Origin of the sequence: Thermococcus sp. (assembly GCF_015521605.1) — an archaeon.
In the GTDB taxonomy this organism is placed as follows: Archaea; Methanobacteriota_B; Thermococci; order Thermococcales; family Thermococcaceae; genus Thermococcus.
In genome coordinates, this window is the sequence record NZ_WANV01000022.1 from 1 (window position 1) to 22,569 (window position 22,569).

A 22,569-nucleotide genomic window follows, 5' to 3' on the forward strand; every position below is an offset into this window, starting at 1 on the left:
CTCAAAAATTCGGCGTCATAACCAGCACCAAGAAGGGCCAGCTCCGCTTGGCCGAGGCCAGGAGAATCGTTAAACTCCTCCGCGAACACGGGAAGTATGCCCGGCTGATAGCGATGAACCACATAAACTATCCTGCCTTGGAGGGCTTCGATTTCGACGCCTACGTCGTCGTTGCCTGCCCAAGGGTTCCGATAGACGACTACGAGAACTGGAGGAAGCCGGTGCTGACACCGACAGAGGTGGAGATAGTGCTGGGCCTCCGCGAGGACTACGCCTTCGATGAGATACTCGGTGGGAAGCGTGAGATCGACGAACCCGTAGGAATGGCTCTTCACGGGGTGAGAGGTTGAGGAAAAAGCATCTGGCCATTACCCTCTCAAGGCTGGAGGGATTTAGAAACCCGAAACCCGAACTTGAACAGTACAGGACGCCGGGAAACGTTGCGGCGGAACTCCTCTGGCTGGCCCACTCCAGGGGGGACATCGAAGATAGGGTCGTGGCGGACCTCGGCGCTGGAACGGGGGTGTTAACAGTCGGTGCCTGTATCCTTGGGGCGGAGAGGGTCTACGCTGTTGAAATCGATCGCAATGCCATCGATGTTCTTCTCGGCAACCTGGAGTCCCTTGGCCTTGCGGACTGTGTCGAGGTGGTGCACTCCGACGTCTCGGAGTTCTCCGGCAGTGTGGACACCGTCGTTATGAACCCCCCGTTTGGGAGCCAGAACCCTCACGCGGACAGGCCGTTTCTGATAAAGGCCTTTGAGGTAAGCGACGTTGTTTACTCCATCCACCTGGCCAAGCCGGATGTCAGACGCTTCATCGAGGCGTTTGTTAGAGACTTCAATTTTTCGATAACACATAGAGTAACTCTTCCTTTTGAGATTCCAGCACAGTTCTTCTTCCACCGGAAGAAGCTGGAGAGGATCTCCGTCGATGTGTATCGGTTCCAACGTGTGTAAAGCGAAAACAATATATTGGATGAAGTTCAATATCTCGTGGGTAGAATGAGGGGTGGAGCCCATGGATCAAATTAGGGAACTAGTAATGTCCTGGCGGGCGATGGATGTAATAGATATCGCCAACGGAGACGAATACGTGGTCACATCTCTCCTCCGACTTCTGGAAGATGAGGACACCACCACTCGTCTGCGGGCACTTACAGCCCTTGGGGAACTCCTCAAGGATCCTGATGGTAAGACAAAGTCCGCGGTGCTGAGAAACGGCTTCAACCGTTTAGTGGCCCTTCTGGGGGACAAGGACAGCAGGATCGTGTCAAGAACGCTGGAGGTTCTCCTCAGGCTTCTCGATGGGATGCAGATAGACGAGATAAAGCTTCTGACGCTGATAGACGCCTCGGTTCCTGTGGCGGAAAGAGGGGACACTTTCATATATCTGTCGCTCCTCGATCTGTTCCGCAAACTCCAGATGCCCCCGTTGAGCTGGAGAAGCAGGGCCAGGATAGACGGGCTTCTCAATGCGGACAACATGTACGTGCGGGGTCTTGGCATGCGCCTCTTCCTCAACTCCGGAAATCTCGACGGAAGGAGTGAGGCGGTGCTGGAGTGCATCACCGACCTCCTGACCAGTAATAACGTCCTGCTCATTGAGGCAGGATTGGACTTTCTGGAGGAAGTTCTTGCATTCCATCTCTCCGCCGACATGATGAGGCGCCTCGTGAGTTTCTTGAATGTTCTTAAAAACATTGAAAACGGCGCCGAGAATATTCTCATTCGCTCCAGAGCCTCCAACGTGAGAACCGAAGTGGAGAAGGTGCTGTTTTCGTATTACCGCTCCAGAAAGGAGGAAGCGTTGGGGGTGATAAAAGAGCTTCTTCTTGAAAAGCGCGTTGAGGAGGCTCTTAACCTGGCGTTGATACTCGGAGGAGCTTCACTCCTCCTGAGCCTGTGGGCGAGGGAGGATGATGGTCTTGATCCAACGCTGATGGAGCTGCTCATGCCGTCCAGGACGCCCTAACTTCAGATGATCAGAAAGCGAAAGCGATATATGTCAAGTTGGTTATACTACATATTGTGCCGTTCGAAAGGGTTATTCCGTCCAAGGATGAACTGCGCGAAATGGTGCTCTCGTGGCAGATAAAGGAGGCCGTTAGGCTGGCCCTGGAGGACAGCGACGTTCTTCTAATGCTTCTGGATTTAGTTAGGGAAGACGATGTGAATACAAAGGTCCGAGCACTGCTTGCCCTCTACGAAGTTCTGAAGAAAGGAAACGAGGAGACGAGGCTTCTTGTGATAAACAACGGCTTTGATGCTGTGATCTCCTCACTAAAGTCAAAAGAGCCCCGCCTCGTAACGAAATCCCTGAAGGTTCTCTCTGCGCTGGCGGAGGGCTTTCCCCTGAGGAAGGAAGAGTTCCTGGAGCTTGTGGACATACTGGTTGAGCTGGTGAAAGACCCGGAGATGGAGTTTGCATCACTTGAGATGGCGGAACTGGTCACAAAACTCACAGTTGCTCATCCTTCCCCGGCGGTTCGTTCCAAGGTCACTTGGCTGCTCTCCCAGGACAACCCTCGTCTCAGGGGTATGGGGCTGAGGCTTCTGCTCAACATCTTCGTGTTTACGGGAGACACCAAAAGCTTTGAAACGCTCTTGGAGGAGGCATCGGAGCTCCTCTTGAGTGACGACGACATTCTGGTGGATTTCGTCCTTGACGTGCTCTCCGAGGCACTTCAGGGGGATGTCCCTGATGATGCGATCAAGGTGCTCCCCAGGGTTCTTTCGAGGGTTAAGAGGGTTGCCGCCCGGAGCGATGACTTCTTTATGAGGTCAAAGGCGAAAAAAGTAACACGTAGAGTGGAGGAAGCGCTCTATAATTACTACCGCTCCAGACCAGATGAGGCTAAAAACGTCCTTCACAGGCTCGTGTTGAACGGGGAGTACGCCATGGCAAGGGATCTGGCCATCTCAATCGGCGATGAGTTCCTCCTGAAATGGCTCTCAAAGACCCTGGAGAGGGAGGGGGTTGAGGATTTCACACCCAGGTTTCAGGTCGTTGGCGGTCCAAGCGGCGGCCCCGCGGGAGTCGTGGAGTTCTCGCCTCCGGCCCCACAGGGACGGCACGAAAAATCCGTGGAGGTCACTGTAAATGAGGTTTCCGACGGGGGTTCACTGCCGCCCCTTGAGAGGGTGCTGGAAGATGGGGACGCGGAGGGGCTGTTTAATATCCTCCGCTCACGGCCGGATTCCGTTCGGGAGATTGAGGACACCATTCGTTCTGGAGACCCCGGAAAGAGGTCGAACGCCATTTGGACACTCTCAAGGCTTGCTGGCAGGATGAACAACGGGGAGTTTGAACTGCTGTATCCCCTTATCCCCGCGCTCTTTGACGTCGTGAGTTCCGGAAACCCCTGGGAGAGAAACAAAGGGGCAAAAATCCTCGCTATCCTTGCTTCAAAAGGAGGCAGGAGGGACATCCTTGAGAGAATGCTCTCCCTGCTTGCGGAGAGCCCAGTCCCCGCGCTGGAGTTCTTCAGCTATTACTTCGTATACACCTGGGATGAGGACGCGGTGTCCAGGGTGCTGGAGTTCCTGAAGGGCGCCCTTTCAAACCCTGAGCTCAGGTTTTTTGCCCTCATGGTTCTCGACGCGATAACAATGTGGGGAATACGCCCTGAAATAGACAGGGAAACCTTTCTGCCCATTCTTGAGAACCTTATTAACTCGGACGAGGATGAGATACGTAAGGTCACTGTCAGGATAATGGAAAGGTTCAAAACTGCGTGAATCCAGCTGACAGGGGGGAGACGATTTGGGAAAGCTCAAGCTCAGCGACAGACAGCTCTACGCGCTCATAGAGGCAATCAAGCTCGGAGAAGAAGTTAAGCCGAGCCAGGGGGCGAAGAGAAGGGCCTTTGCCAGGTACAAAATCGACGGCTGGGAGAACTCCAAGCTGACGGGGATATTCTACTCCATCCAGCGGAGACTCGGGCTTATAGACGAGGTCATCGAGGAGCTTGTTGGGGTCTCCCCGCTGATACTCGATCCGTGGCTGAGGGCGACACTGAGGGTGGCCATCGAGGTGGCGGTCTTCCGCGACCCAAGCGAGAGGACGAGGCAGCACCTTAAAGGGCTCGCCCAGTTTCTGTCCAGGAAGACTCACCCCTACGTTGGTTATTACTACTACGACCTCCTGCCAAGGGTTCTCGAATACGTTCCGGTTATCGATACCGAGGAGAAGCGCCTCAAGTGGGACTACCTCTTTCCCGAGTGGTTCATAGGGAAGGTGAGGGAACTGGTAGGGGACGAGGCGGAAGACCTCCTGAGGGCGCTCAACGAGACCCTTCCGACGAGCATCAGGGTCAACCTCCTGAAGAGCAGCGTTGGGGAAGTTGAGGACTATCTGATGAAAAAGGACGTCCGCTTCGAGAGGAGCACGAGAGTGGAAACGATCATCAGGATTCTTGATCCGTTCAACCCGGAATGGCTCCTCAACAAGGGCTACGCCATAGCCCAGGAGGAGGCAGCGGCGGTGGCCTCGCTCGTCCTCTCCCCAAAGCCTGGAGAGACTGTGGTGGATCTCGCGGCAGCCCCTGGCGGGAAGACGAGTCACATGGCCGAGTTGATGAACAACGAGGGTAAAATCTACGCCTTCGACGTGGATAAGGCCAGAATAAAGCGCATGAACGAGGTGCTCAGACGCACTGGTGTGGAGATAGCCGAGACGATAAGGGCTGACGGGAGAAGGGCCCCTGCTATGCTGGGGGAGGAGATCGCAGATAGGGTGATGCTCGACGCCCCGTGCACGAGCGACGGGACGATAGCGAAAAACCCCGAGCTGAGGTGGCGTCTGCGTGAGAAGAACATTCCCCGGGTGGTGAAGCTCCAGAGGAAGTTAATCGAGAGCGCCTGGAGGCTTCTCAGGCCCGGCGGCAGGATGCTCTACTCCACATGCTCGATGTTCCGTGAGGAGAACGAAGGAGTTGTGGAGTGGTTCCTGAAGGGACACCCCGACGCGAGGCTCGTGCCCCTGGAGGGCCCCTACGATGGGGGCTTTCTGCCGGGGACTATGAGGGCGTGGCCCCACAGGCATAAAACGATAGGATTTTTCTATGCGCTGATAGAAAAGGGGCAGTAATCCAACATGTTTGAATACAAGCTCATACAACAATTAACAGAGGGGACTTGCATAATATGGGGGTTTAACGCAATGTTCATAATGATAGTAGGCTTAACGTCTTGATATAAATCTAAGAAAAACTTTTCTATTTTCAAGGTTTTAATACAGTTGAGTTTACGAAGCCCTATTCTGGGGTTTTTCGTAAGCTCACGCGAAATGGAGGTGGGGTTATGAGGAGAGCCGCTCTCCTCTGCGTGTTCTTGGTTCTTTTTTCATGGCTGCCTGACGTAGACTACGCACTGGGTGGTGCCGGAGAGGAAATACCGTTCTGGAAGGATGGAATGCTCATAAAAGACGAGGAAATAATCATCGGTGACAGGGCTGACAAGTTTCTGATTTACGAAAACGCGAGCGGACACCTGCTCTACAGCTTTGGAAAAGACTACGAAATCTGGGACGAGATAACGGCGGGAGACATCAACGGGGACGGAAAGGCTGAGATAATACACGGGGAGACAGACCCGGATTACATTCACGTGTTCACGAAGGAGGGTGTGGAACTGGCAAGGAGGGGTTTTGGAGACTGGCAGGGTGGCGACGACTTAGCTACTGGGGACGTTGACGGGGACGGAAAGGACGAGGTTATATTCGCCGACAAGAGCAGCGACTGGATAAACGCCCTCTCGGAGACCCTGGAGACGGAGAAGAGGTTTCAGGTTAAAGACTTCAGTGACGGCGATGCCATAGGGGCGGGGGACTTTGACGGAGACGGCATCGACGAGGTGGTTCACGCGGACCACAGCGAGAACCTCATCACGATATACGATATGGACGCCAACGTGAAGGGGCGCTTCTCGACCGATGACTACTTCGACCTCACCGGAAGGGATGAGATAGCAACCGGCGATGTTAACCTCGACGGCGTTGACGAGCTCATAGTGGCCACCCAGGATAGAGGAAACGACGGGGAATCCACTGGAATCCACGTTTTTGCCTTCAAAAAGGAGATGGGACAGTATAAACAGCAGGAGATTGCCTACTTCACAATCCCATATCGGAGCGGTGACAGGATTGCAGCCGGAGATGTCAATGCCGACGGAGTCGATGAGATAGTCTGGGCGTCACAGACGGGAGTCGTCAAGGTGTACAACATGTGGGGAGACGTCCTCAACGGAAACGGCTTGAGGACGCACTTTGAACGCGGTGCCGGTCTGGCAGTGGGGGACGTTGACGGCAACTCGATACGGGTTGGGCCCCCGAAAAAGGGAACAATGGAGGTGACCAGGAAGGTACTGGTCGTCATAAACTCTCCTCCGATAGACTACGACGTAATCCCAAAGGAAGAGACAGGGGTCTTCTACTCCCAGTACAAGGGGACGACAACGGAAACCGTCACGGCATCAGTAACCTCCGTCGTGGATATGAAGTTTACAATGGGCCTCGGCTTTACGTTTGGCGTCGAGAATTTTGCCGCTGCCGAGTTCAACCTGAAGACCACCCTTCAGTCCAGGACAGAAACGGTCACCGGACAGAGCTTCACCCGTAAAGAGGAACTCACGCTCACTGCTGACGGCGTGGACGGGGCGATATATGTTACCTCGTACTATGACGTCTACGAGTTCCCCATAATATCTCCGCCTGAGCTGGCAGTGATAAACGGCGAGCGGCAGTACGTAATGGTGAGCGTTCCCAAAGGCCCACCAACGATAACCTTTGCGGAGTACGATTCAAAAGTTCATGTGATAGGGGACATAACGACATACCCGACCAGAATTGAAGAGCTGGAGGGCTTTGAGGCGTCTAACCTTCTCGGAACGGTCACCATCGAGGCCGGGAAGGTCGGCAGCAGGTACAGGCTCTACATGAAGCAGCTTGACTGGAAGGGAAATACCAACACATTCACCACCACCGTTTCTGTGAACGTCAAGGCGGAGGACTATATCGCGCCGGGTGTGAAAATGAGCATGAACTTCGAGGGCAACTACATGGATCAGACCATCACCACCCACAGGGTGGAGTTCTCAAACGAGACCGAGATAGTGATAAACTACAACGGCCGCATCGAGGAGCCGGAAAAGCGGTACACTGCCACTGGTGTTATCTACAGGGACGGCACTGACGGGCACCTCGTTCTCGACTTCTACTTGTCAGGAATGGGAGACTATTACAGAACCCGGCAGCTGAGCCCGTTTATGGTGAACGTTAGCGAGGTTGCCCACATGCCGTTTATTCCACCGTGGTACAGCAAGTTCACCAGACTCCAGAACCTCTACGGTATGTACACCTCAAACAAGCCCCCGGAGTGCTCTGTATCCCCAGTGCCCGTCTCCGGAAAACAGCCGCTCGACGTGACTTTCGAACTGTTCCTGAGCGACCCCAACAACGACCCCCTATCATGGAGGATTGACTTCGGAGATGGAACTGAGCTGACCGGCAACTCAACGGAGGTTCTCCACACGTATGCTGATCCCGGAAGTTATCCCGTCAAGCTTACCGTCTACGACAGGTGGAACGCCAACTCCACATGCAGCGCCACGGTGAACGTCCAGCACAACGAGAGGCCGAGCGTGTCCTTTACCTACTCCCCCGCCGAAGTCCGTGCAGGAGTGGAAGTCAGCTTTGAGGAGAGTTCCAGTGATCCAGATGGGAACGTGGTGAGCTGGGAGTGGGACTTCGGTGATGGCACTGCATCAAAGGAAAGAAATCCAGTCCACGTTTATGGGGCCCCGGGTACCTACACAGTTTCCCTCACCGTGATGGACAGTGATGGCATGAGGAACAGCTACAGCATGGATCTGGTTGTTCTGCCGAGAAACCTTCCACCAATGGCGGACTTCACCTTCCTGCCGAAGGAGCCGAGGGCCGGTGAAGAGGTCAGTTTCGTGGACAAGTCCTACGATTCCGACGGGAACATCGTGAGCTGGAGCTGGGACTTTGGTGACGGCAGTACTTCCAATGAGGCTGAACCTACCCACGTATTCTCCAGCCCCGGCAACTACACGGTAACGCTAACCGTAAGGGACGAGAAGGGCGGAGAGGGCGTAAAGAGGATAAGCGTGATTGTCGGAGAGGCCCCATCTCCCACACAGTCCTCCACATCCCCACCGGCACCAGAGGAGACGACGAGTCCGGCGACCTCCTCGTCGGCTTCATCGACGTCCTCCCCGGAGCGGGGAACATCAACAACCCAGTCAGGCGGGACGTGTGGCGTTGGAGTGGCAGTTCTGCTCCCGCTGCTGGTTCTGCTGGGAAGAAAAAGATGGAGATGAGTCTTTACGTTTTTTCTTCCTCTATTTTGACCCTGAGTTCGTTGGCGAACCAGTTGACCCTCTGCGGGAACGGTATCTCTATGCCCGCCTCGTCGAGGGCCTTTTTGACATCGAGCACTATCCGGGTTCTCACATCGAACCACTTCTCGCTGGGCGCCCATGCCCTGATGGATATCATGACGGCGCTGTCGGAGAGCTCGCTTACGTACACCGCGGGCTCCGGCTCCGCGAGCACAAAGGGAATGGCGTCCAGCACCTCCCTGATTATCTCCACCGCCCGGTCGGCGTCGGCACTGTACGCTATCCCGACCTGCACGTCCACCCTCCTGGCGGGGTACCGCATCAGGTTCACGATGTTGCTGTTGAAGAGCTTCTCGTTGGGTATCCTGATCAGCGTCCCGTCCCACGACCGTATCCTGGTGGAGAGTATCCTTATGTCCTCAACAATCCCAGTGGCCTCCCCGACTTTAACGGCGTCGCCTATCTGCAGTGGCTTGTCGAAGTACATGAAGACCCCGGAAACAAAGTTTGAAACGACGGTCTGGGCGGAGAAACCAAGGATAATGCCCGTTATTCCCGCCGCCGCTAGGAGGGTGCCCAGCTGACCGCTGACCCCGGCAAAGCTCAGTGCCGTGAAGAACGCAACTGTTATGACGATGTAGTAGAACAGCTTGGCCCGGATAACAACGTCGGGCCCCGGCTCCCCCCCGGAACCCTCTATCATATAGTCCCTTGACTTCTTCGCTATCAGGTACGTGAAGTAGAAGAACCCTGCGGCAAAGGCGAGGTTCCCCACGGTGGTGGGGCCGAGGGTGTATTTCATGATTCCGAGGACGTAGAGTGCCCAGATTGCTCCCCCGAGGACGAACATCCTGAAGAGTATGTCCGCAGTGTCCTGGTTTATTATCCATGTCAGAGAGGTCTCCTTGGACTTCCTGATGATGAGCTTTCTGATGATTCTGCCGGCCAGAACCGCGCCCACGAGTATTGCCACCGCCTTGACGGCACTTACAACCGTCAGCTCAACCGACACCGGGGGCAGCCAGGGCAGTGTAACGTTGGCCATACCTACCACCTCATCCGGAAGTTGGGTACGGGCTCCGCCCTGTGGGTGGCCGTGAGCGTCCCGTCAGGGGGATTCCCCGTGTTGTTGACCTCGTAGGGCTCCTTCGTTGTGAGCACGACCAGGGGGTAGTAGGCCCTCTCTTTAGAATAGAACATCGTGCTGCCCTTTATTGGAATCACCACCCTTTCGACCAGCTTCCATTTTTCCGTCGGGTTGTTTATAACGAGCTTTACAACGCCAGTTGCTTCGGGGACTTCCGTGTGGAACTCGCTGGTGTGGTATCTGGCGATGACCCCGGACGTTATCCTGCCGTAAAGCGCGTACTTCTCCCGTCCAACGACGAAGCGGTCTATCTCAGCGTTGCCGCTTCTTACTGAGATGTCTATCGGGGCCGACAGGTAACCCGTAACCCTCTCTTTGGGGGGGATGGCCATCTTCTCCGTGAGCTTTATCATCAGGAAGTCCACACCGTACCCCTCTGCCGGGGCGGGAAGAACCCACAGGCCCCCGTTGCCTTTCTTTATGAGAACCCTGACGTCGTCCCGCCGGTAGAGGACGGTGTCTCCCGGCCGCTCCACGAGATGGATTTTTTTGTCAGCGATCTTGATAAACTGTGTCTTTAGCTCGTGCTCTCCAAACATGGAAGAAAGTAAGGACTAAGAAAATTTAAAGTTGTCTAAAATTTGGGAGAAGGAATTCACTCCTCCTCAAACCCGATGTCCTCAAGTTTCATATAGGAATATATGTTTGTCCCCTCCGCCACAAAGATGCCTTCCGCTTCCAGAGGGACCGGCAGGTTTGGTGCTATTATCGCCCACCCATTGCCCCTGGCGTCTCCAACGATATAGGACCACTCAACCCTGACCGTCTTGAAGTTTTTTCCGCCTATGCTGGTGGTTCCCTGGGGCTCTATCTTGTACTTGTACTGGTAGTTCATGAAGCCGTAGCTTCCCTCGGTTGAAGTCATCAGGTTTTCTTCCTCCAGCACTCCCCAGAAGCCGAACGTCGTCATTGAGAAAAATGCCGTGTACGTAAGGTCGGTGTCCGGAATGTCGGCGAGACTGAAGCCCTCGCTCATATAGAAGTCATAGTCGTCCTTTCCAACGGCACTCGGGTTGTAAACCTCGTAGACGTTGTCCTTGTACTTAATCTTGAATCCGATGACCTCGGGGTAGCCCATTCCAAAGGTCTGTGCTATAGGAAACAGGAAAAATCCCTCGTAGAACTCCAGTGGCTGGGTTCCCCACAGCCAGTACTCCACAGGTGCATCGAGCTGCTCTGCGTTTATTGGTATCAGCTTTCCGTAGTACTCGTAGGCATCGTACTCGCCCAGTTCGACCTTCTTGGCCTCCCCCGTCTGCATGTCCCATTCGGTTCCGTAAACTGTAACCTTGCCGGGGCCGCGTCTCTTCTCGACTTCGTATTCATAAACCGGTGCCCCCTCGGCCTGCCTGACCTTGATGTTGTACTTGAGATACGTTATCTTGTAAAGACCGTCCCCTATGCGGACGGGCTTGGATGCATCCCAGGGGTTGGCCCAGGTGGCGTACTCCGATGTGGCGGTGGTTGTTTCCTCCCCTGTCCCGCTTTCGCTGTACGTTTCGGTGGACTCGCCCCTGCTCGTGTATTCCCCTTGGGTCGAGGTCGCGGGAGTTGTCGTGCTCCCGCCTCCTCCCAGACATCCGCTCACGCTTGTAAAAACCAAAAGAACGACAAGAATTGCAAAAACAGTCTTGGTACTAACGTTCATATTGTCCAACTCCAAGTTGTCCTATACAAAATACAACGGGGAAATATTTAAACATTGGCATACCCGGGTTAAAAGAAAGGGGGTAGAAAAGACTCAGGGCAGGTTTTTCTCCAGCTTCAGGTCTTCCAGCTTTAGGTAGCCGTAAATAACCGTCGTCTGGCCTGTGTTAGTGTCCTTGTAGGAGTAGTAGCCCTCGCTCTCAATTACCAGGGGAAGGTCCGGAGAGAACTTTCCTTCTCCCTGAAGCTTGACGCCCTCCACCGTACCTTCGTACTTCCACTGGTAGTTGACCAGCTTGAAGGTGAAGCCGGAGTAGCTTGTAACGCCGTCAGGACTTGTGCTCCATGTCCAGGTGTGTCCCATTCCGTCGCTCCAGACGCCTGACTGTGGAACCAGGACGTTAACATTGCTCCATTCGTACCAGAATCCCAGATGGACGAGGGCAACCCAGCCCATGTAGAGGTATCCAAGGTCTTCGTTTACCGTATCGGGCAGGTTCATGTCCCCCTCAAAGCACGGGAAGAGGCCACTCTGGAACGGGGCGGGGTTCATCACCCTGAAGCTCTGTCCCTTGTAATCGAACTGAATGCCGACAAAAACGTTGTCTCCAGCTCCGGTTGGGGATATGTAAGAGAACCACAGAACGTCCCACGGGTATATGAACGCATCGCTCATGTTGGAGAGGTACCAGACCGTTATGGTGAGGGTGTCATCAAGCCCCGCGGCCTTGACGGGATTCACAACGGTCTTGTATGCGTAAACCTGTTGCTCGCCGAGATCCTTCTTGTTCCCCATAAGATCCATGCCACAAACATTGACGGTGGCCTTATCAACGCTCTTCTCTATGATGTACTCATAAACCGGTGAGTTCTGGTCGGGCTGAACCTTGTAGCGGTACCTGTAATAGGTTATCCAGTATGTTTCGCCCTTGATGTTTATCGGGGCGTACTCCCACGGGTTCTCCCAGTAGGCTTCCTCGGTGGGGGTCTGTGTTTCGGTCTCGGTGGTGGAGGTGGTCTCGGTCACGGTGGTTTGGGTTTCCGTCACAGGAGAGGAGGTCGTCTCAGAGGGAACTGAAGTGGTGGAGGTTGAGGGGGATGATGTAACCTCGGCAGAAGTTCCGGGAGTGGTTGTTGGGGACGCGGAAGTGGTTGAGGTCTCCCCACCTCCCCCGAGACAGCCGCTCGCGACGACCATCCCGAGGAGTAGCAGTACCAGCACAGCCGTTATGGCACGTTTCATCTAAACCCCTCCGAACCCGCAAAAAAACGAAGCGGGTCGTAGAGACATGGCCATGTTATATTCTTGTCACTCGTCATATTAAAAACTTTCTAAGACTTCAAACAAAACTGAAGCAGTTGGATATACGACCCTACCTCACGGGGGGTGGGGATTTGAGAAGTCTGAAGAATGGCTCTGCTTTCCGCCCCAGCCGAAGGCCCGTGTAGGCCGCCAGGTCAAAAACGAAGGGAACCTTCTCGATGATGCCGACGTCGGCAGTTGCAACGGCCTCGTAAGTCTTGAGCTCGAAGTCGGGGCTCCTGACGAGTCTGACCTCTCCGGCCACGCCCTCGCTAGCAAGTGCCCCTTCGGTGAGCTTTTTGACGAGGCCGCTTTTGGGAACGCTTCTGCCGTAGAAGAAAACCGCCTCCGAAACCTTCAGCTCAAGGAGGGCCCTGGCTATCCAGTGGAGCAGATTCCTGGTCTCTTCTTTGAGCCTGTATTTTCCCTGGTACTTTAGATCCCTCACGAGCCCGTCCTCGCAGAGTATCGCCTGCCCCTCAAGGAGTGATTCAAGCGTTATCAGGACGTTGAAGCCGTCTATTCCAAGAACCCTGCCCCTGAGCTCTCCCGGAGTGAGGAGCTTTTTCGAGACTTTTTCAGTCCACTCGTCGGAAAAGATACACCTCGCCAGGAGATGGCGCTCTCTTCCGGTGAGCCGGTAGTGGTTGGCCACGAATTCGAGGGCATACACCTTTCTGTACCCCCTGTTGAGGAGGTACTTTAGATCGCGGTATGCTTCATCGAGCATAGATAAAGAAACGGTGGGGGGTTAAATAACCTTCTCCACCACTTCGGTGCCGGTGTGTATCCTCAGCTTCACCTTCCCGCTGAGGAGTGAGCTCTTGACCTTTTTCGTCAGTATCTCGTCCACCTGAAAGATTCCTGCGGGGTGCTTCATCCATATCTCGATGAGTATCGGCTGCTCCTCGTTCCCCTCTCTGATCTCGACCTTTTCGATGGCCAGAGCTGAAACTGCGTGGATGTCAACCTTGTCCTTCTTGTGCACCAGCCTGCTCCTTCCGGCCTCCATGTCACAGCCGTCGGCTATGGTCACGAGGCTCCCTTCGATCGTTGTGCATGGGACGTGTTCGTCGTGGGTGTAGACGGCGTTCAGTGTGAGCGCCTTGAGGAGGAGCGGGTCGTCGGTTCCGAACTCCCCCACTAGCTTCTCTATTATTGGCTCCGCGAGGAAAACGCTGAACTCGTAGTGGTTTACCCTGTGGATCATGTTCCCGGTGTCGTGGAACAGCGCTCCAAAGGCGACTATAAACTTGCTCCAGCGGAAGGGCTTGCCGAGCTTCTCCGCCGTCGTCTGAATCCCGAACTTCCTGATGATGTTCAGAAGCTCCAGCGCGCGTCTGGTCGTGAGGAGGACGTGGATCGGCCCGTGGTCGTTGAAGCCGTAGACGTTCAGGACGATGTAGTTGGTGGTCTCAAAGTAGTAGTGGTACCCCCTGAAAGTTCTCTCGTAGAGTTCGTAGAGCTCCTCGTCCCCGAGGAGTTCCCTAATCTCACCCAGCAGTTCTTCTTCCGTATACATCTTTCTCACCCAAGGACGTGGAGAAGAGGGGGTTTTAAGGGTTTTCACCCCAGCATTCCCTCAAGCTCAAGGATCTTTCTTGAGCGGAGGTAGACGACGGGAATTCCCCTCTCCCTCAATCTCTTCTTTAGCCCCTTGTCGTTGGTGCACACAACCACGTGCTCGTTTTTCACCGCAAAGTCAAAAATCTGGTCGTCTATAGGCCTCCTCCCGAACTCCCCTATGTCGATGACCTCGAACCTTTCTGCAAGCTTCTTGGCCATCCTTATGGCCATCAGGTCCTTTCCCCTGGCCTTTCTCTCTATGACATCCAGCTCCTGAAGGACGACGTTGGGGACCGCGATTTTAAACCTCACATCGAGAACCCTGCTCAGCTCGGAGATTATGTCCACGCCGAACTGCCCAGGGACGAGGAGGAAGTTCGTGTCAGGAACTACCAGCCATTCCCGCCTCTCTGGCATCTGCCTCACCGGAAGTCAATGGAAAAGAAGAGGGATCACTCCCTTATGAAGCCGTAGCCAATGAGGCGCCACCTTGAGCCGACCTGCCTGCTGATGGCGACCCTGTCGCCGACTTCCGCACATATCGGTATCTGGAGCTTGAGCTCGACCTCGTCCTTTCCAAGCCCGGTGACGAGGCCCATCGTCCTGGCCGTCCCAACGTTGAGGAGGAGAACCTCGCGCCTCTTTATCGGCTCAACCTTAAGCTCCTCCTCGGTTCCGACGACCCTCTCAAGGAGGTGGACTTCGAGGGTTATGTCGTCCCAGACCGGTGGCAGCTGGCCGGGCTTTCCGACGACGTTTCCGGCCATAAGGTCGCCCTTGGTTAGGAACGGGTCGAGCTTGGTTCCCACTCCGACGAGTCCGCCGGGGTAAGCCTCATCGACGAACCTCCCGCCCGCCTGGAGGGAGACTATCTCGGTGGTTATCGGCTCGTACTTTATCCTTCCGTGGTCTTCGTAGGGAACGCCGGGCCTTATCTCTATCTCGTCGCCGACCTTGAGCTTGCCCTGGATTATCGAGCCACCTATAACACCGCCGACGAGCTTTTCCGGCTTTGTTCCCGGCTTGTTGACATCAAAGCTCCTCAGAACCAGCATCTTTGGAGGCTTGTTGAGGTCGTGTTCCGGCGTCGGTATAAACTCCTCTATGGCGTGGAGCAGGACGTCAACGTTGGCCCCGTGCAGGGCTGAAATCGGGATTATCGGGGCGTTCTCAGCTACCGTCCCCTTGACGAACTCCTTTATCTCGTGGTAGCGCTCGATGACCTTCTCCCTGTCGACGAGCTCGATCTTGTTAAGGGCTATGACGATGTTCCTGTTGCCGACTATCTGAAGGGCCATCAGGTGCTCCCTGGTCTGGGGCATGACTCCCTCGTTGGCCGCTATGACGAGGACGGCACCGTCCATGAGGGAAGCACCGGCGAGCATGGTGGTCATTAGCGCCTCGTGGCCGGGGGCGTCAATGAAAGAAACGCGCCTCTCGAACTCGGTCTCCGCTCCACAGTACGGGCAGACCGGCGAGTTGGAGTACCTGCCGCAGCTCGGACACTTCCTTATCTCCGCATCGGCAAAGCCTATCTTGATTGTAATTCCCCTTCTCAGCTCCTCGCTGTGGGTGTCAGTCCAGATTCCGGTTAGAGCCTTTGTGAGGGTCGTTTTACCGTGATCAACGTGACCGACCATTCCGATGTTAACCTCGGCCTGCCTAAACTCCTTCTTCTTTGCCATCTTCTCTCACCCCTAAATTTAGAGCGTTGGCCGGTTTATTAAGGTTACCTCAATAAGGAGAACTTGAGACGGACAGAAAAGCGATAAGTTTGGGGAAAGGAGGAAGCTCAGAAGACGAGCTTCATGTTGATCTGGACGATCTCGGGGCTGATGGTGTTGCCCCTGACGGTCTTCTTCCTCCTCTCGCCCTTCTCCTTTGGCCTGAAGCCCGGGCCCTTCGAAACGAGTATCTTGACCCTCCTCGGGCCGTGGACGTCGGGCCTCATGGCAAAGCCGTCCTTGTCGGTTCCACCGGTTATCCTGAGCTTGACGTTGCCCGGTATCTCCTCGCCGAATATCGCGGTGAGGTTGAGCCCGAGCTCGCTCGCCGGTATCTCTTCTCCTATGCGCTTTCCTATGAGCTTCTCGGCCTCTTCGCCGCTTATCTCAACCTGCCTGGCTATGCCGGTCTTAGGGTTAGATATAACGAGCTTAAAGGTCGCCATTTCCTCCCACCTCCTGTGTCATTAGCGGGATTCATTGGGTAAACCCCTTATCCAGTGAGCGCTGTGGTTTGGTGTTTAAAAAGTTTCCCCCGTCGGAGCTCACTTTTTCCCCAGGCTGTGGAGCCAGTACCATAACCTAACCGTGTACTCCACCGTCGGCGGATAGCTCTGGACGACCTCCGTTATCTCCATGCTTTTCTTAAAGGTTGGAGCGTCGATGGTTTCAAGGAATCTCTCAAGCTCTTCCCTGCTCGGTGCCCTCCAGATGGTATGAGAGCCGCCGTTGAAGTTGTATGAGGCAACGAACTCGAACCCCTCCGGGAGACTGACCTTGGTGAAGAAATCTGCGGCCTCCTTCGCTGCTACAACGTCCTCCTCCCCGGACCAGCGGTGGGTTATGTGGTACATCGGCACGGGAACACCCCCACATATGGACAAAACTTCATACGTTCTTGTCAGAGGGAGCGCCGCTGGGTGAGAAGTGTCGCTGGTTTCCGGGCGCTCCGTTTTGGTTCACCCAGATAGAACCTGCTGTGCGGACATCGACCTTATTGTATATAAAGGTTGTGACAGAATTAACTTGTTATTTACCCAGAAAAAGCTTTATAAAATTCCACAACACTCGGGTGGATGTCCCAATCAAAACTTTTTTATACCTTGGTGCAGGTAGCCATTCCTTGAGGGGTGAGATGATGGCAAAAGAAAGGACAACGCTTCCGCCGACCGGTGCCGGTCTCATGAGGTTCTTCGACGAGGACACGAGGGCAATAAAGATAAGCCCCAGGGGCGTCATAGCGGTTACGCTCATCCTGGTGGCCATTGAGATACTTCTCCACGCGTTCGGCCCGCAGCTCTTCGGCGGTTAAATAAAGCTGGTCTTCTTTAATCCCCTTGCGTTCAGCTCCTCGTTGATTATTGCCCTAACGACCTCTTCCAGCTGTGTCTGGATCAGCTTATCCACGTCGTCCTTTATCTTGTCTATGTCGTGCCTGAGTCCTTCGAGGAGTCTTATGTAGTCCTTGGCCATTTCAAGCTGTCCTTCCTGCCTTACCAGCTGTTCCTTGAGGTGCTCGAAGTCCTCCTTCATCACCTGGAGCTTTCTCAGTTCCCTCTGTATCTCGTCAAGCTTCTTTGTCAGCTCGTAGTTCTCCTCCTTGAGCTTCTCGATGAGCCTCTCTTTGGCCTCAAGCTCCCTGACCAGGGCGTTGTACTCCTCGGCGATCTGGTTGAGCCTCTCTATCTCCCTGAGGGGAGGAACCTTGCCGTTCCCGAGGATTATAACGTCAGGACCGACGTTGACTATATCGCTCGGCCTTATCTTGAGCTTCCTCTCGCTTGAGAACATGCTCTGGCCCTTCCCAAGGTTCTCGACTTCCTTCATCTTGAGGATAAAGTAGAACTGGTCGCCCTCAACTTCGACGTTTATGTCGGTCACAAAGCCCAGTATCTTCCCGTCCGTCAGGGAGATGACGAATTTGTTGATGAGCTGGTTGGCTTTAGCTTCTCCACCCTCTACCATAAAACACCACCGTTGAGACTTATCCCTTTGCCTACTTAACTTTTCCGCCAACGCTTATAAGGCGAAAAAGCTTCATCGCTTACGGTGAGAGGGATGATAATATTCGTGGGACGTTCGAACGTTGGCAAGAGCACGCTCATCTTCCGCCTGACGGGGAAATGGGTCAAGAGGGGTAAGAGGCCTGGGGTCACGAGGAGGCCCGTGGAGATAAACTGGCGCGGGAAGCTGGTAGTGGACATGCCGGGCTTTGGGTTCATGAGCGGCGTCCCAAAGGCGAAGCAGGAGAGGATCAAGGACGAGATAGTGCACTTCATAGAGAACAACGCCGATGACATCGAGCTGGCAGTTCTGGTGGTTGACGGTAAAGCCGCTCCGGAGATAATAGAGCGCTGGGAGAAGCGCGGGGAGATACCGATAGACGTGGAGTTCTATTCCTTCCTCCGGGAGCTGGAGATCCCCGTGATAGTCGCGGTCAACAAGATGGACAAGATAAAGAACCTCCAGAGGACCATAGACTTCCTGGCGGAGAAGTTCGGCGTCCCCTACAAGGAGATACCCGAGACGTTTGTGCCCATTTCGGCGAAGTTCGGAAAGAACCTGGTGGAGCTGAGAAAGCTTATGGAGAAGAAGCTCAAAGAGGGCAGGAAAAAGCCCTCTGCCAGATCAGAGGACCTCAAGGACGATGTGGGTGATGGTCTCCTTGACACCGTCGAGTGAGGCTATCTCCTCGAGTATCTCGTCGAGCTTGGTCTTGTCGGCCTCTATGATGAGGTCGATGTCACCGGTAACGCGGTATATCTTCTTTATTCTGAGTTCCTTTATGTGGTCATAGACGTGCTTCCTCTTTGTGGGCTCTATCTTTACGAAGATGAAGACGTCGCCCTTCTTCTCACCGAGAAGATCAAGGGCCTTGTCTGTGAGGTCTATAAAGCCCCTTCCGGTTCTTATGTAGCCGAGCTCTTTAAGCACCTTGAGATGATTGCTAAGGGCCTGTCTTGTGATTCCAAGTTCCTCCGCGAGCTCGTCCTGAGTCTTTTCAACGGTGTGCACCTCAATTGTCTTTCCTTCCTCGTAGAACTTCCTGAGCAACCTTATCTGCCTCGGAGTAAGGGTCGACCTCTCTTCCATTTCCGAAACCTCCTCTTTTGCAAGATTAGCGTTTACAACTTTATTAAACCAACTATTTTTAAGTCTTATGTCAACTTTTCATAGTCCATAAATTATGGCCACTACCACTCTTATAAGTCTTTCTAAAAGTTAGCTTTTTAATTCCAGCCTCCTAGAAACTCACATGAACAAAGCGACCTACACGGAGGACGTTCCGCCCGATAGGTTTGAGCTCCTTGAACGGATAATGAACCTGGAGAAACCTGCAAAAGTTATGCTGATAGGCCCGACCGACAGCGGAAAGACAACTTTGCTGACTTTTCTGGCCAACCATCTCATTGATGAGGGTCTCAGGGTTGCGGTTGTTGACAGCGATGTCGGTCAGAAGGGCATCCTCCCTCCAGCTACCGTGAGCATTGCCTTTCCCGAGAGGCCTTTCGAGTCGATCGGTGAACTTCAGGCACATGCCCATTACTTCATAGGCACCATAACCCCCGGAAGCTATACTGGAGAGATGGCGGCCGGAGTCAAGAGGCTGGCTGATATGGCCGCCGAAAGGGCTGACGTTGTCCTCATAGACACGACGGGTTTCGTCACCGGCCAGGGAATTGAGATGAAGCGCCTTAAGGCCGAGCTCGTGAGGCCCGCTCTAATTGTCTTCCTCGAAAGGAACGGCGAGCTCTCCTACCTCCGGAAGATCCTCTCCCCCTACGGGAAAACTGTGAGCCTTTCCATCAGTGAGAAGGCGAGGGAACATTCGAGGGGCGAGCGCAGGGAGGTCAGAAGGGAGAAATGGAGGACATACTTCTCAAATGCTTCACAGGTGGAGGTTGACCTTTCGAAGACGATTCCCACTGGGACGGAGCTCTTCAGGGGCAGGCCCCTGACCTTGGAGGAGAGGGAACTGCTGTCGGAGCTCTTCCGGTGGCTTGTCATAGCCGGCTGGAAGGAAGAGCGCTACGTTGTTGTCAAGGCGGAGGCTGAGGGTGGAATCAGAGGGTACGGTCGCCAGGTCATCCATGCGGTCGATTTTGAAAGGCTGAGCAACCTTCTTGTGGGCTTCATCGATGGGGAAGGGCTCTGCCTTGGGGTTGGGGTGTTGAAATGGATAAACTTCGGTGAGATGAAGGCGCAGGTTTTGACGCCCCTTCCGGCCCATGAAGTTGATAAAGCGGTTGAGATCCGTTTTGGCCGGATAATGGTGCTTGAAACGGGTGAGGAGCTTGGCCTCCTCCGGCGGGAGGAGCTCTAGCAAAGATTTTTAAGGCAATGACCTAATCGAATTAGGTGTCCCTAATGGAACTCAAAGCCTTCGTGGAGATAACCAGGCCCCACAACTGCATCTTGGCCGGAATAGTGGGTGTCCTAGGTTCAATAGTTGCCGTAGGGCACTTCCCGGACCCGCTCACCGCGGTTCTGGTGTTTCTCGTCGTTACGCTTGGCTGTGCCGGGGGCAACACGATAAACGACTACTTCGACTACGAGATAGATAAAATCAACCGCCCAGAGAGGCCCCTTCCCCGAGGCGCGATGGGTAGAAAGACCGCCCTCTACTATTCGTTGCTCCTGCTCGCGGTGGGATTGGTTCTCGCTCATTTCATAAACATTCAGGCGTTCATACTGGCAGTTATCGCCTACGCCGCGATGGTTCTCTACGCTTGGAGGCTCAAGCCGCTTCCGTTCATAGGGAACATCGTTGTCGCAGGCCTCACCGGCGCGACTCCGCTCTACGGTGCTCTCGCCGTTGAGCACATCGGCCTGGCCGGCTACCTCGCTCTCTGCGCCTTTCTGGTGAACGTTGCCAGGGAGGTAATAAAGGACATAGAGGACGTCGAGGGCGACGTTGCCAAGGGTGCCAGAACGCTCCCCATAATATGGGGCGAGAAAAGGGCAGCTTACGTCGGGGCCCTCTTCGCCCTCCTGACAGTTGTGGCCTCGTTTCTGCCGGTGAGAGCCGGTGTCGGCCTCGGTTACTACGCAATGGTGCCGGTTGACCTGATCATACTCTACGCGGCATACATTATACTTAAGAACCAGGACAGGGAATCGGCACACAGGGCGCAGAAGCTCCTCAAGGCGAGCATCTTCCTCGCCGTTATGGCGTTTATAATAGCCGCGATAGTGTGAGGAGGTGGGATTTATGGAGTTTAAAGATGAACTCGTGAGAAACCTTGAATCTGAAGAACTCTGGACGGTCATTACATTTAAGACTCCGTACGGGCCCGCCAAAACCCTTGAAAAGCTCATTGAAATCGTGGAAGGATCCGGCTGGCGCGTTACCTTCAAGGCCAACTGGTGGACTGCGGACATACCCTACGGGCTCGCGAGAATAGACGCCCGGAAAGGCGGCAGAGAGAAAATAGTGCTCGGGAAGTGGATACTCGGCTCAAGGTGTGAACTGATCGGTGTCGAGAACATGCCCCTTGAGAAGGGGAAGGACGAGTTCTTCCGCATGGTGGACAGCATAACCTCGACGCTGATATATGACCCGGTCATAAGAACTATGCGGGAGCAGTACTGAGCTTTTCTCTTTTTTCAGGAAAAAGTAGGGCAGGAATGCCCTTAAAGCGGCTCGTAATAGCCGATCTCGGGCTCGTATATCTCTCCCTCTGCCAGGAGCTGTGTTATCGCCTCCTCGATAAGTTCCTCATCGATTTCCTTCGAGAGCTTCTTGACTATGAACTTGTGGGATAGAGCTTTTCCCTTCTCACGGAGCAAGTCGAGGACGGCCTTCTTAGCCTTTTCAAGCTCGGGGTTCTCTGCTTTGGGCTCTTCCTCCGTGATTTCTTCCTCAAAGAGTGCCTCCTCGGTGCTCCTCTGTTCGAGCATCATGGTGTAGAGCTCGTCTATGGTCATGAGCATGTCCTCGCTCACTCCTTTGTTTTTGGCTATGACCTTGGCCTTGGCGGTTATCCCGTAGCGGTCGTATATCTCGAAGGCTATCTTTGCCTTCTTGGCGTGCTCGGCCTTCTCCTTCAGCGTCTCGAAGCGGTGGAGTATCCACATGTTCGGCTCGACCTTCGCTATGCCCTCGACGAGTATCTGCTTGTCGTCGCGCCATTCCGCCACCTTTCCGATTATCTGAACCAGGTCGCCCTTCTTCACGAGGTTTATGAAGCGGGTGTTCTCCCTGAAACCGAAGACCCACAGGGTTCCGGTGCCGTCGTCGATCTGGAACCTTCCATAGGTCTCGTCCTCGCTCATTATGGGTTCCCTGACAACGGTGGCAACGACCTTGACACGGTACACCTTTCTGGCGTCCCTCGTTATCAGATAGTTCGGCTCAAAGTCGCCCTCGCTCTTGACGTAGTAGCCGTCTATGATGTCCTTGATGTAGACCCTGCTCGCTGGGAGGCGCTTCTTCATAGCTCCTCACCTCCGAAGAACTCTATGATGCCCTCGACTTTGGGCAGAACCTTCCTCTCAAGCTCCCTGATCTCTTCCAGCGCCTGGAGGTCTGCACCGCTGAAGTCCTGGACGACCTCACCGTAGATGTGCACCCCCTCCTCGTTCCGGATGACCCTGCCGATGACCCTCACTATCTGGCCGTTCTCTGGAAGGACGTTCTCCTCGCTCTCGATGAGTATGACGCCGGTTCCGTCGTCGATCCAGAAGGTGTAGTCCATCTTGTCAACCTTGAAGGCCTTCCCGATGAGAGAAACCCTCGTGTCGTCCTCCCTTATCTCTCCAATCTTCCTTTCAACGGCGGGCTTCCTGCGTCTGAACTTAACTTCCTCCATTTTCAACA

At 54.5% G+C, this 22,569-nt stretch carries 25 protein-coding genes; 11 read left to right on the top strand and 14 right to left on the bottom strand.

What is annotated here, in order from left to right; translation table 11 throughout:
• The 6 genes from F7C11_RS04495 to F7C11_RS04520 form a co-directional block, all read left to right on the top strand.
• Positions 1 to 350 (top strand): diphthamide synthesis protein (locus F7C11_RS04495; RefSeq protein WP_297091380.1); only part of this gene is annotated, 350 nt, incomplete at its 5' end.
• Complete coding sequence (locus F7C11_RS04500; RefSeq protein WP_297091382.1) at positions 347 to 958, top strand: METTL5 family protein; 612 nt, start codon at positions 347 to 349, stop codon at positions 956 to 958. The genes F7C11_RS04495 and F7C11_RS04500, both read left to right, overlap by 4 nt.
• 61 nt (positions 959 to 1,019) lie before the next feature.
• Positions 1,020 to 1,973, top strand: coding sequence for a hypothetical protein (locus tag F7C11_RS04505; RefSeq protein ID WP_297091384.1), 954 nt, complete (start codon positions 1,020 to 1,022; stop codon positions 1,971 to 1,973).
• Between the two features lie 56 nt (positions 1,974 to 2,029).
• On the top strand, positions 2,030 to 3,739 hold the full coding sequence (locus F7C11_RS04510) for a hypothetical protein (protein ID WP_297091386.1): 1,710 nt from the start codon (positions 2,030 to 2,032) through the stop codon (positions 3,737 to 3,739).
• A gap of 25 nt (positions 3,740 to 3,764) precedes the next feature.
• Positions 3,765 to 5,090 (top strand): RsmB/NOP family class I SAM-dependent RNA methyltransferase, encoded by a 1,326-nt coding sequence (locus F7C11_RS04515; RefSeq protein WP_297091388.1) that lies wholly within the window; start codon positions 3,765 to 3,767, stop codon positions 5,088 to 5,090.
• A 212-nt stretch (positions 5,091 to 5,302) separates the two neighbouring features.
• On the top strand, positions 5,303 to 8,341 hold the full coding sequence (locus tag F7C11_RS04520; protein ID WP_297091390.1) for a PKD domain-containing protein: 3,039 nt from the start codon (positions 5,303 to 5,305) through the stop codon (positions 8,339 to 8,341).
• A gap of 4 nt (positions 8,342 to 8,345) precedes the next feature.
• Here F7C11_RS04520 and F7C11_RS04525 read toward each other — a convergent pair whose 3' ends face one another.
• The 10 genes from F7C11_RS04525 to F7C11_RS04570 form a co-directional block, all read right to left on the bottom strand.
• Positions 8,346 to 9,407 (bottom strand): mechanosensitive ion channel family protein, encoded by a 1,062-nt coding sequence (locus F7C11_RS04525; protein WP_297091392.1) that lies wholly within the window; start codon positions 9,405 to 9,407, stop codon positions 8,346 to 8,348.
• Positions 9,408 to 9,409: 2 nt separating this feature from the next.
• Positions 9,410 to 10,048 (bottom strand): DUF432 domain-containing protein, encoded by a 639-nt coding sequence (locus tag F7C11_RS04530; RefSeq protein WP_297091394.1) that lies wholly within the window; start codon positions 10,046 to 10,048, stop codon positions 9,410 to 9,412.
• A 56-nt stretch (positions 10,049 to 10,104) separates the two neighbouring features.
• Positions 10,105 to 11,157 carry a hypothetical protein gene (locus F7C11_RS04535; RefSeq protein WP_297091395.1) on the bottom strand — a complete coding sequence of 351 codons (1,053 nt, stop codon included), beginning with the start codon at positions 11,155 to 11,157 and terminating at the stop codon, positions 10,105 to 10,107.
• A gap of 93 nt (positions 11,158 to 11,250) precedes the next feature.
• The gene (locus F7C11_RS04540; protein WP_297091397.1) at positions 11,251 to 12,399 is read right to left on the bottom strand and encodes a hypothetical protein; all 1,149 of its coding nucleotides are present in this window, start codon (positions 12,397 to 12,399) and stop codon (positions 11,251 to 11,253) included.
• Between the two features lie 130 nt (positions 12,400 to 12,529).
• Complete coding sequence (locus F7C11_RS04545; RefSeq protein ID WP_297091398.1) at positions 12,530 to 13,189, bottom strand: DUF434 domain-containing protein; 660 nt, start codon at positions 13,187 to 13,189, stop codon at positions 12,530 to 12,532.
• A gap of 21 nt (positions 13,190 to 13,210) precedes the next feature.
• Complete coding sequence (locus tag F7C11_RS04550) at positions 13,211 to 13,981, bottom strand: metal-dependent phosphohydrolase (RefSeq protein WP_297091447.1); 771 nt, start codon at positions 13,979 to 13,981, stop codon at positions 13,211 to 13,213.
• A gap of 44 nt (positions 13,982 to 14,025) precedes the next feature.
• On the bottom strand, positions 14,026 to 14,442 hold the full coding sequence (locus F7C11_RS04555; protein ID WP_297091400.1) for a PIN domain-containing protein: 417 nt from the start codon (positions 14,440 to 14,442) through the stop codon (positions 14,026 to 14,028).
• A 35-nt stretch (positions 14,443 to 14,477) separates the two neighbouring features.
• Positions 14,478 to 15,710 carry a translation initiation factor IF-2 subunit gamma gene (gene eif2g / locus F7C11_RS04560; RefSeq protein WP_297091401.1) on the bottom strand — a complete coding sequence of 411 codons (1,233 nt, stop codon included), beginning with the start codon at positions 15,708 to 15,710 and terminating at the stop codon, positions 14,478 to 14,480.
• Positions 15,711 to 15,817: 107 nt separating this feature from the next.
• On the bottom strand, positions 15,818 to 16,195 hold the full coding sequence (locus tag F7C11_RS04565) for a 30S ribosomal protein S6e (RefSeq protein WP_297091404.1): 378 nt from the start codon (positions 16,193 to 16,195) through the stop codon (positions 15,818 to 15,820).
• Positions 16,196 to 16,294: 99 nt separating this feature from the next.
• Positions 16,295 to 16,609 (bottom strand): hypothetical protein, encoded by a 315-nt coding sequence (locus tag F7C11_RS04570; RefSeq protein WP_297091406.1) that lies wholly within the window; start codon positions 16,607 to 16,609, stop codon positions 16,295 to 16,297.
• Between the two features lie 278 nt (positions 16,610 to 16,887).
• Here F7C11_RS04570 and F7C11_RS04575 point away from each other — a divergent pair, with 278 nt between their 5' ends.
• On the top strand, positions 16,888 to 17,061 hold the full coding sequence (locus tag F7C11_RS04575; protein ID WP_297091408.1) for a preprotein translocase subunit Sec61beta: 174 nt from the start codon (positions 16,888 to 16,890) through the stop codon (positions 17,059 to 17,061).
• Here F7C11_RS04575 and F7C11_RS04580 read toward each other — a convergent pair.
• Positions 17,058 to 17,714 carry a hypothetical protein gene (locus F7C11_RS04580; RefSeq protein ID WP_297091410.1) on the bottom strand — a complete coding sequence of 219 codons (657 nt, stop codon included), beginning with the start codon at positions 17,712 to 17,714 and terminating at the stop codon, positions 17,058 to 17,060. The two genes, F7C11_RS04575 and F7C11_RS04580, sit on opposite strands and share 4 nt — an antisense overlap.
• Positions 17,715 to 17,807: 93 nt before the next feature.
• Between F7C11_RS04580 and engB the strand changes: the two genes are divergently transcribed.
• The gene (engB, locus tag F7C11_RS04585; RefSeq protein WP_297091448.1) at positions 17,808 to 18,431 is read left to right on the top strand and encodes a GTP-binding protein EngB; all 624 of its coding nucleotides are present in this window, start codon (positions 17,808 to 17,810) and stop codon (positions 18,429 to 18,431) included.
• Here engB and F7C11_RS04590 read toward each other — a convergent pair.
• On the bottom strand, positions 18,378 to 18,842 hold the full coding sequence (locus F7C11_RS04590; protein WP_297091412.1) for an Lrp/AsnC family transcriptional regulator: 465 nt from the start codon (positions 18,840 to 18,842) through the stop codon (positions 18,378 to 18,380). The two genes, engB and F7C11_RS04590, sit on opposite strands and share 54 nt — an antisense overlap.
• A gap of 163 nt (positions 18,843 to 19,005) precedes the next feature.
• Between F7C11_RS04590 and F7C11_RS04595 the strand changes: the two genes are divergently transcribed.
• The 3 genes from F7C11_RS04595 to F7C11_RS04605 are packed head-to-tail and all read left to right on the top strand — an operon-like array spanning position 19,006 to position 21,342.
• Positions 19,006 to 20,073 carry a Clp1/GlmU family protein gene (locus F7C11_RS04595; RefSeq protein ID WP_297091413.1) on the top strand — a complete coding sequence of 356 codons (1,068 nt, stop codon included), beginning with the start codon at positions 19,006 to 19,008 and terminating at the stop codon, positions 20,071 to 20,073.
• A 44-nt stretch (positions 20,074 to 20,117) separates the two neighbouring features.
• Positions 20,118 to 20,948 (top strand): geranylgeranylglycerol-phosphate geranylgeranyltransferase, encoded by an 831-nt coding sequence (locus F7C11_RS04600; protein ID WP_297091450.1) that lies wholly within the window; start codon positions 20,118 to 20,120, stop codon positions 20,946 to 20,948.
• Between the two features lie 13 nt (positions 20,949 to 20,961).
• Positions 20,962 to 21,342: a ribonucleoside-triphosphate reductase gene (locus F7C11_RS04605; protein ID WP_297091415.1), complete on the top strand. Its 381-nt coding sequence runs from the start codon at positions 20,962 to 20,964 to the stop codon at positions 21,340 to 21,342.
• Between the two features lie 41 nt (positions 21,343 to 21,383).
• Here the strand turns inward: F7C11_RS04605 and F7C11_RS04610 are convergent, their stop codons facing one another.
• Positions 21,384 to 22,187 carry an OB-fold nucleic acid binding domain-containing protein gene (locus tag F7C11_RS04610; protein ID WP_297091417.1) on the bottom strand — a complete coding sequence of 268 codons (804 nt, stop codon included), beginning with the start codon at positions 22,185 to 22,187 and terminating at the stop codon, positions 21,384 to 21,386.
• On the bottom strand, positions 22,184 to 22,561 hold the full coding sequence (locus F7C11_RS04615; RefSeq protein WP_297091419.1) for a replication protein RepA: 378 nt from the start codon (positions 22,559 to 22,561) through the stop codon (positions 22,184 to 22,186). The genes F7C11_RS04610 and F7C11_RS04615 overlap by 4 nt, the downstream gene beginning before the upstream one ends.
• Between the last annotated feature and the right edge of the window lie 8 nt (positions 22,562 to 22,569).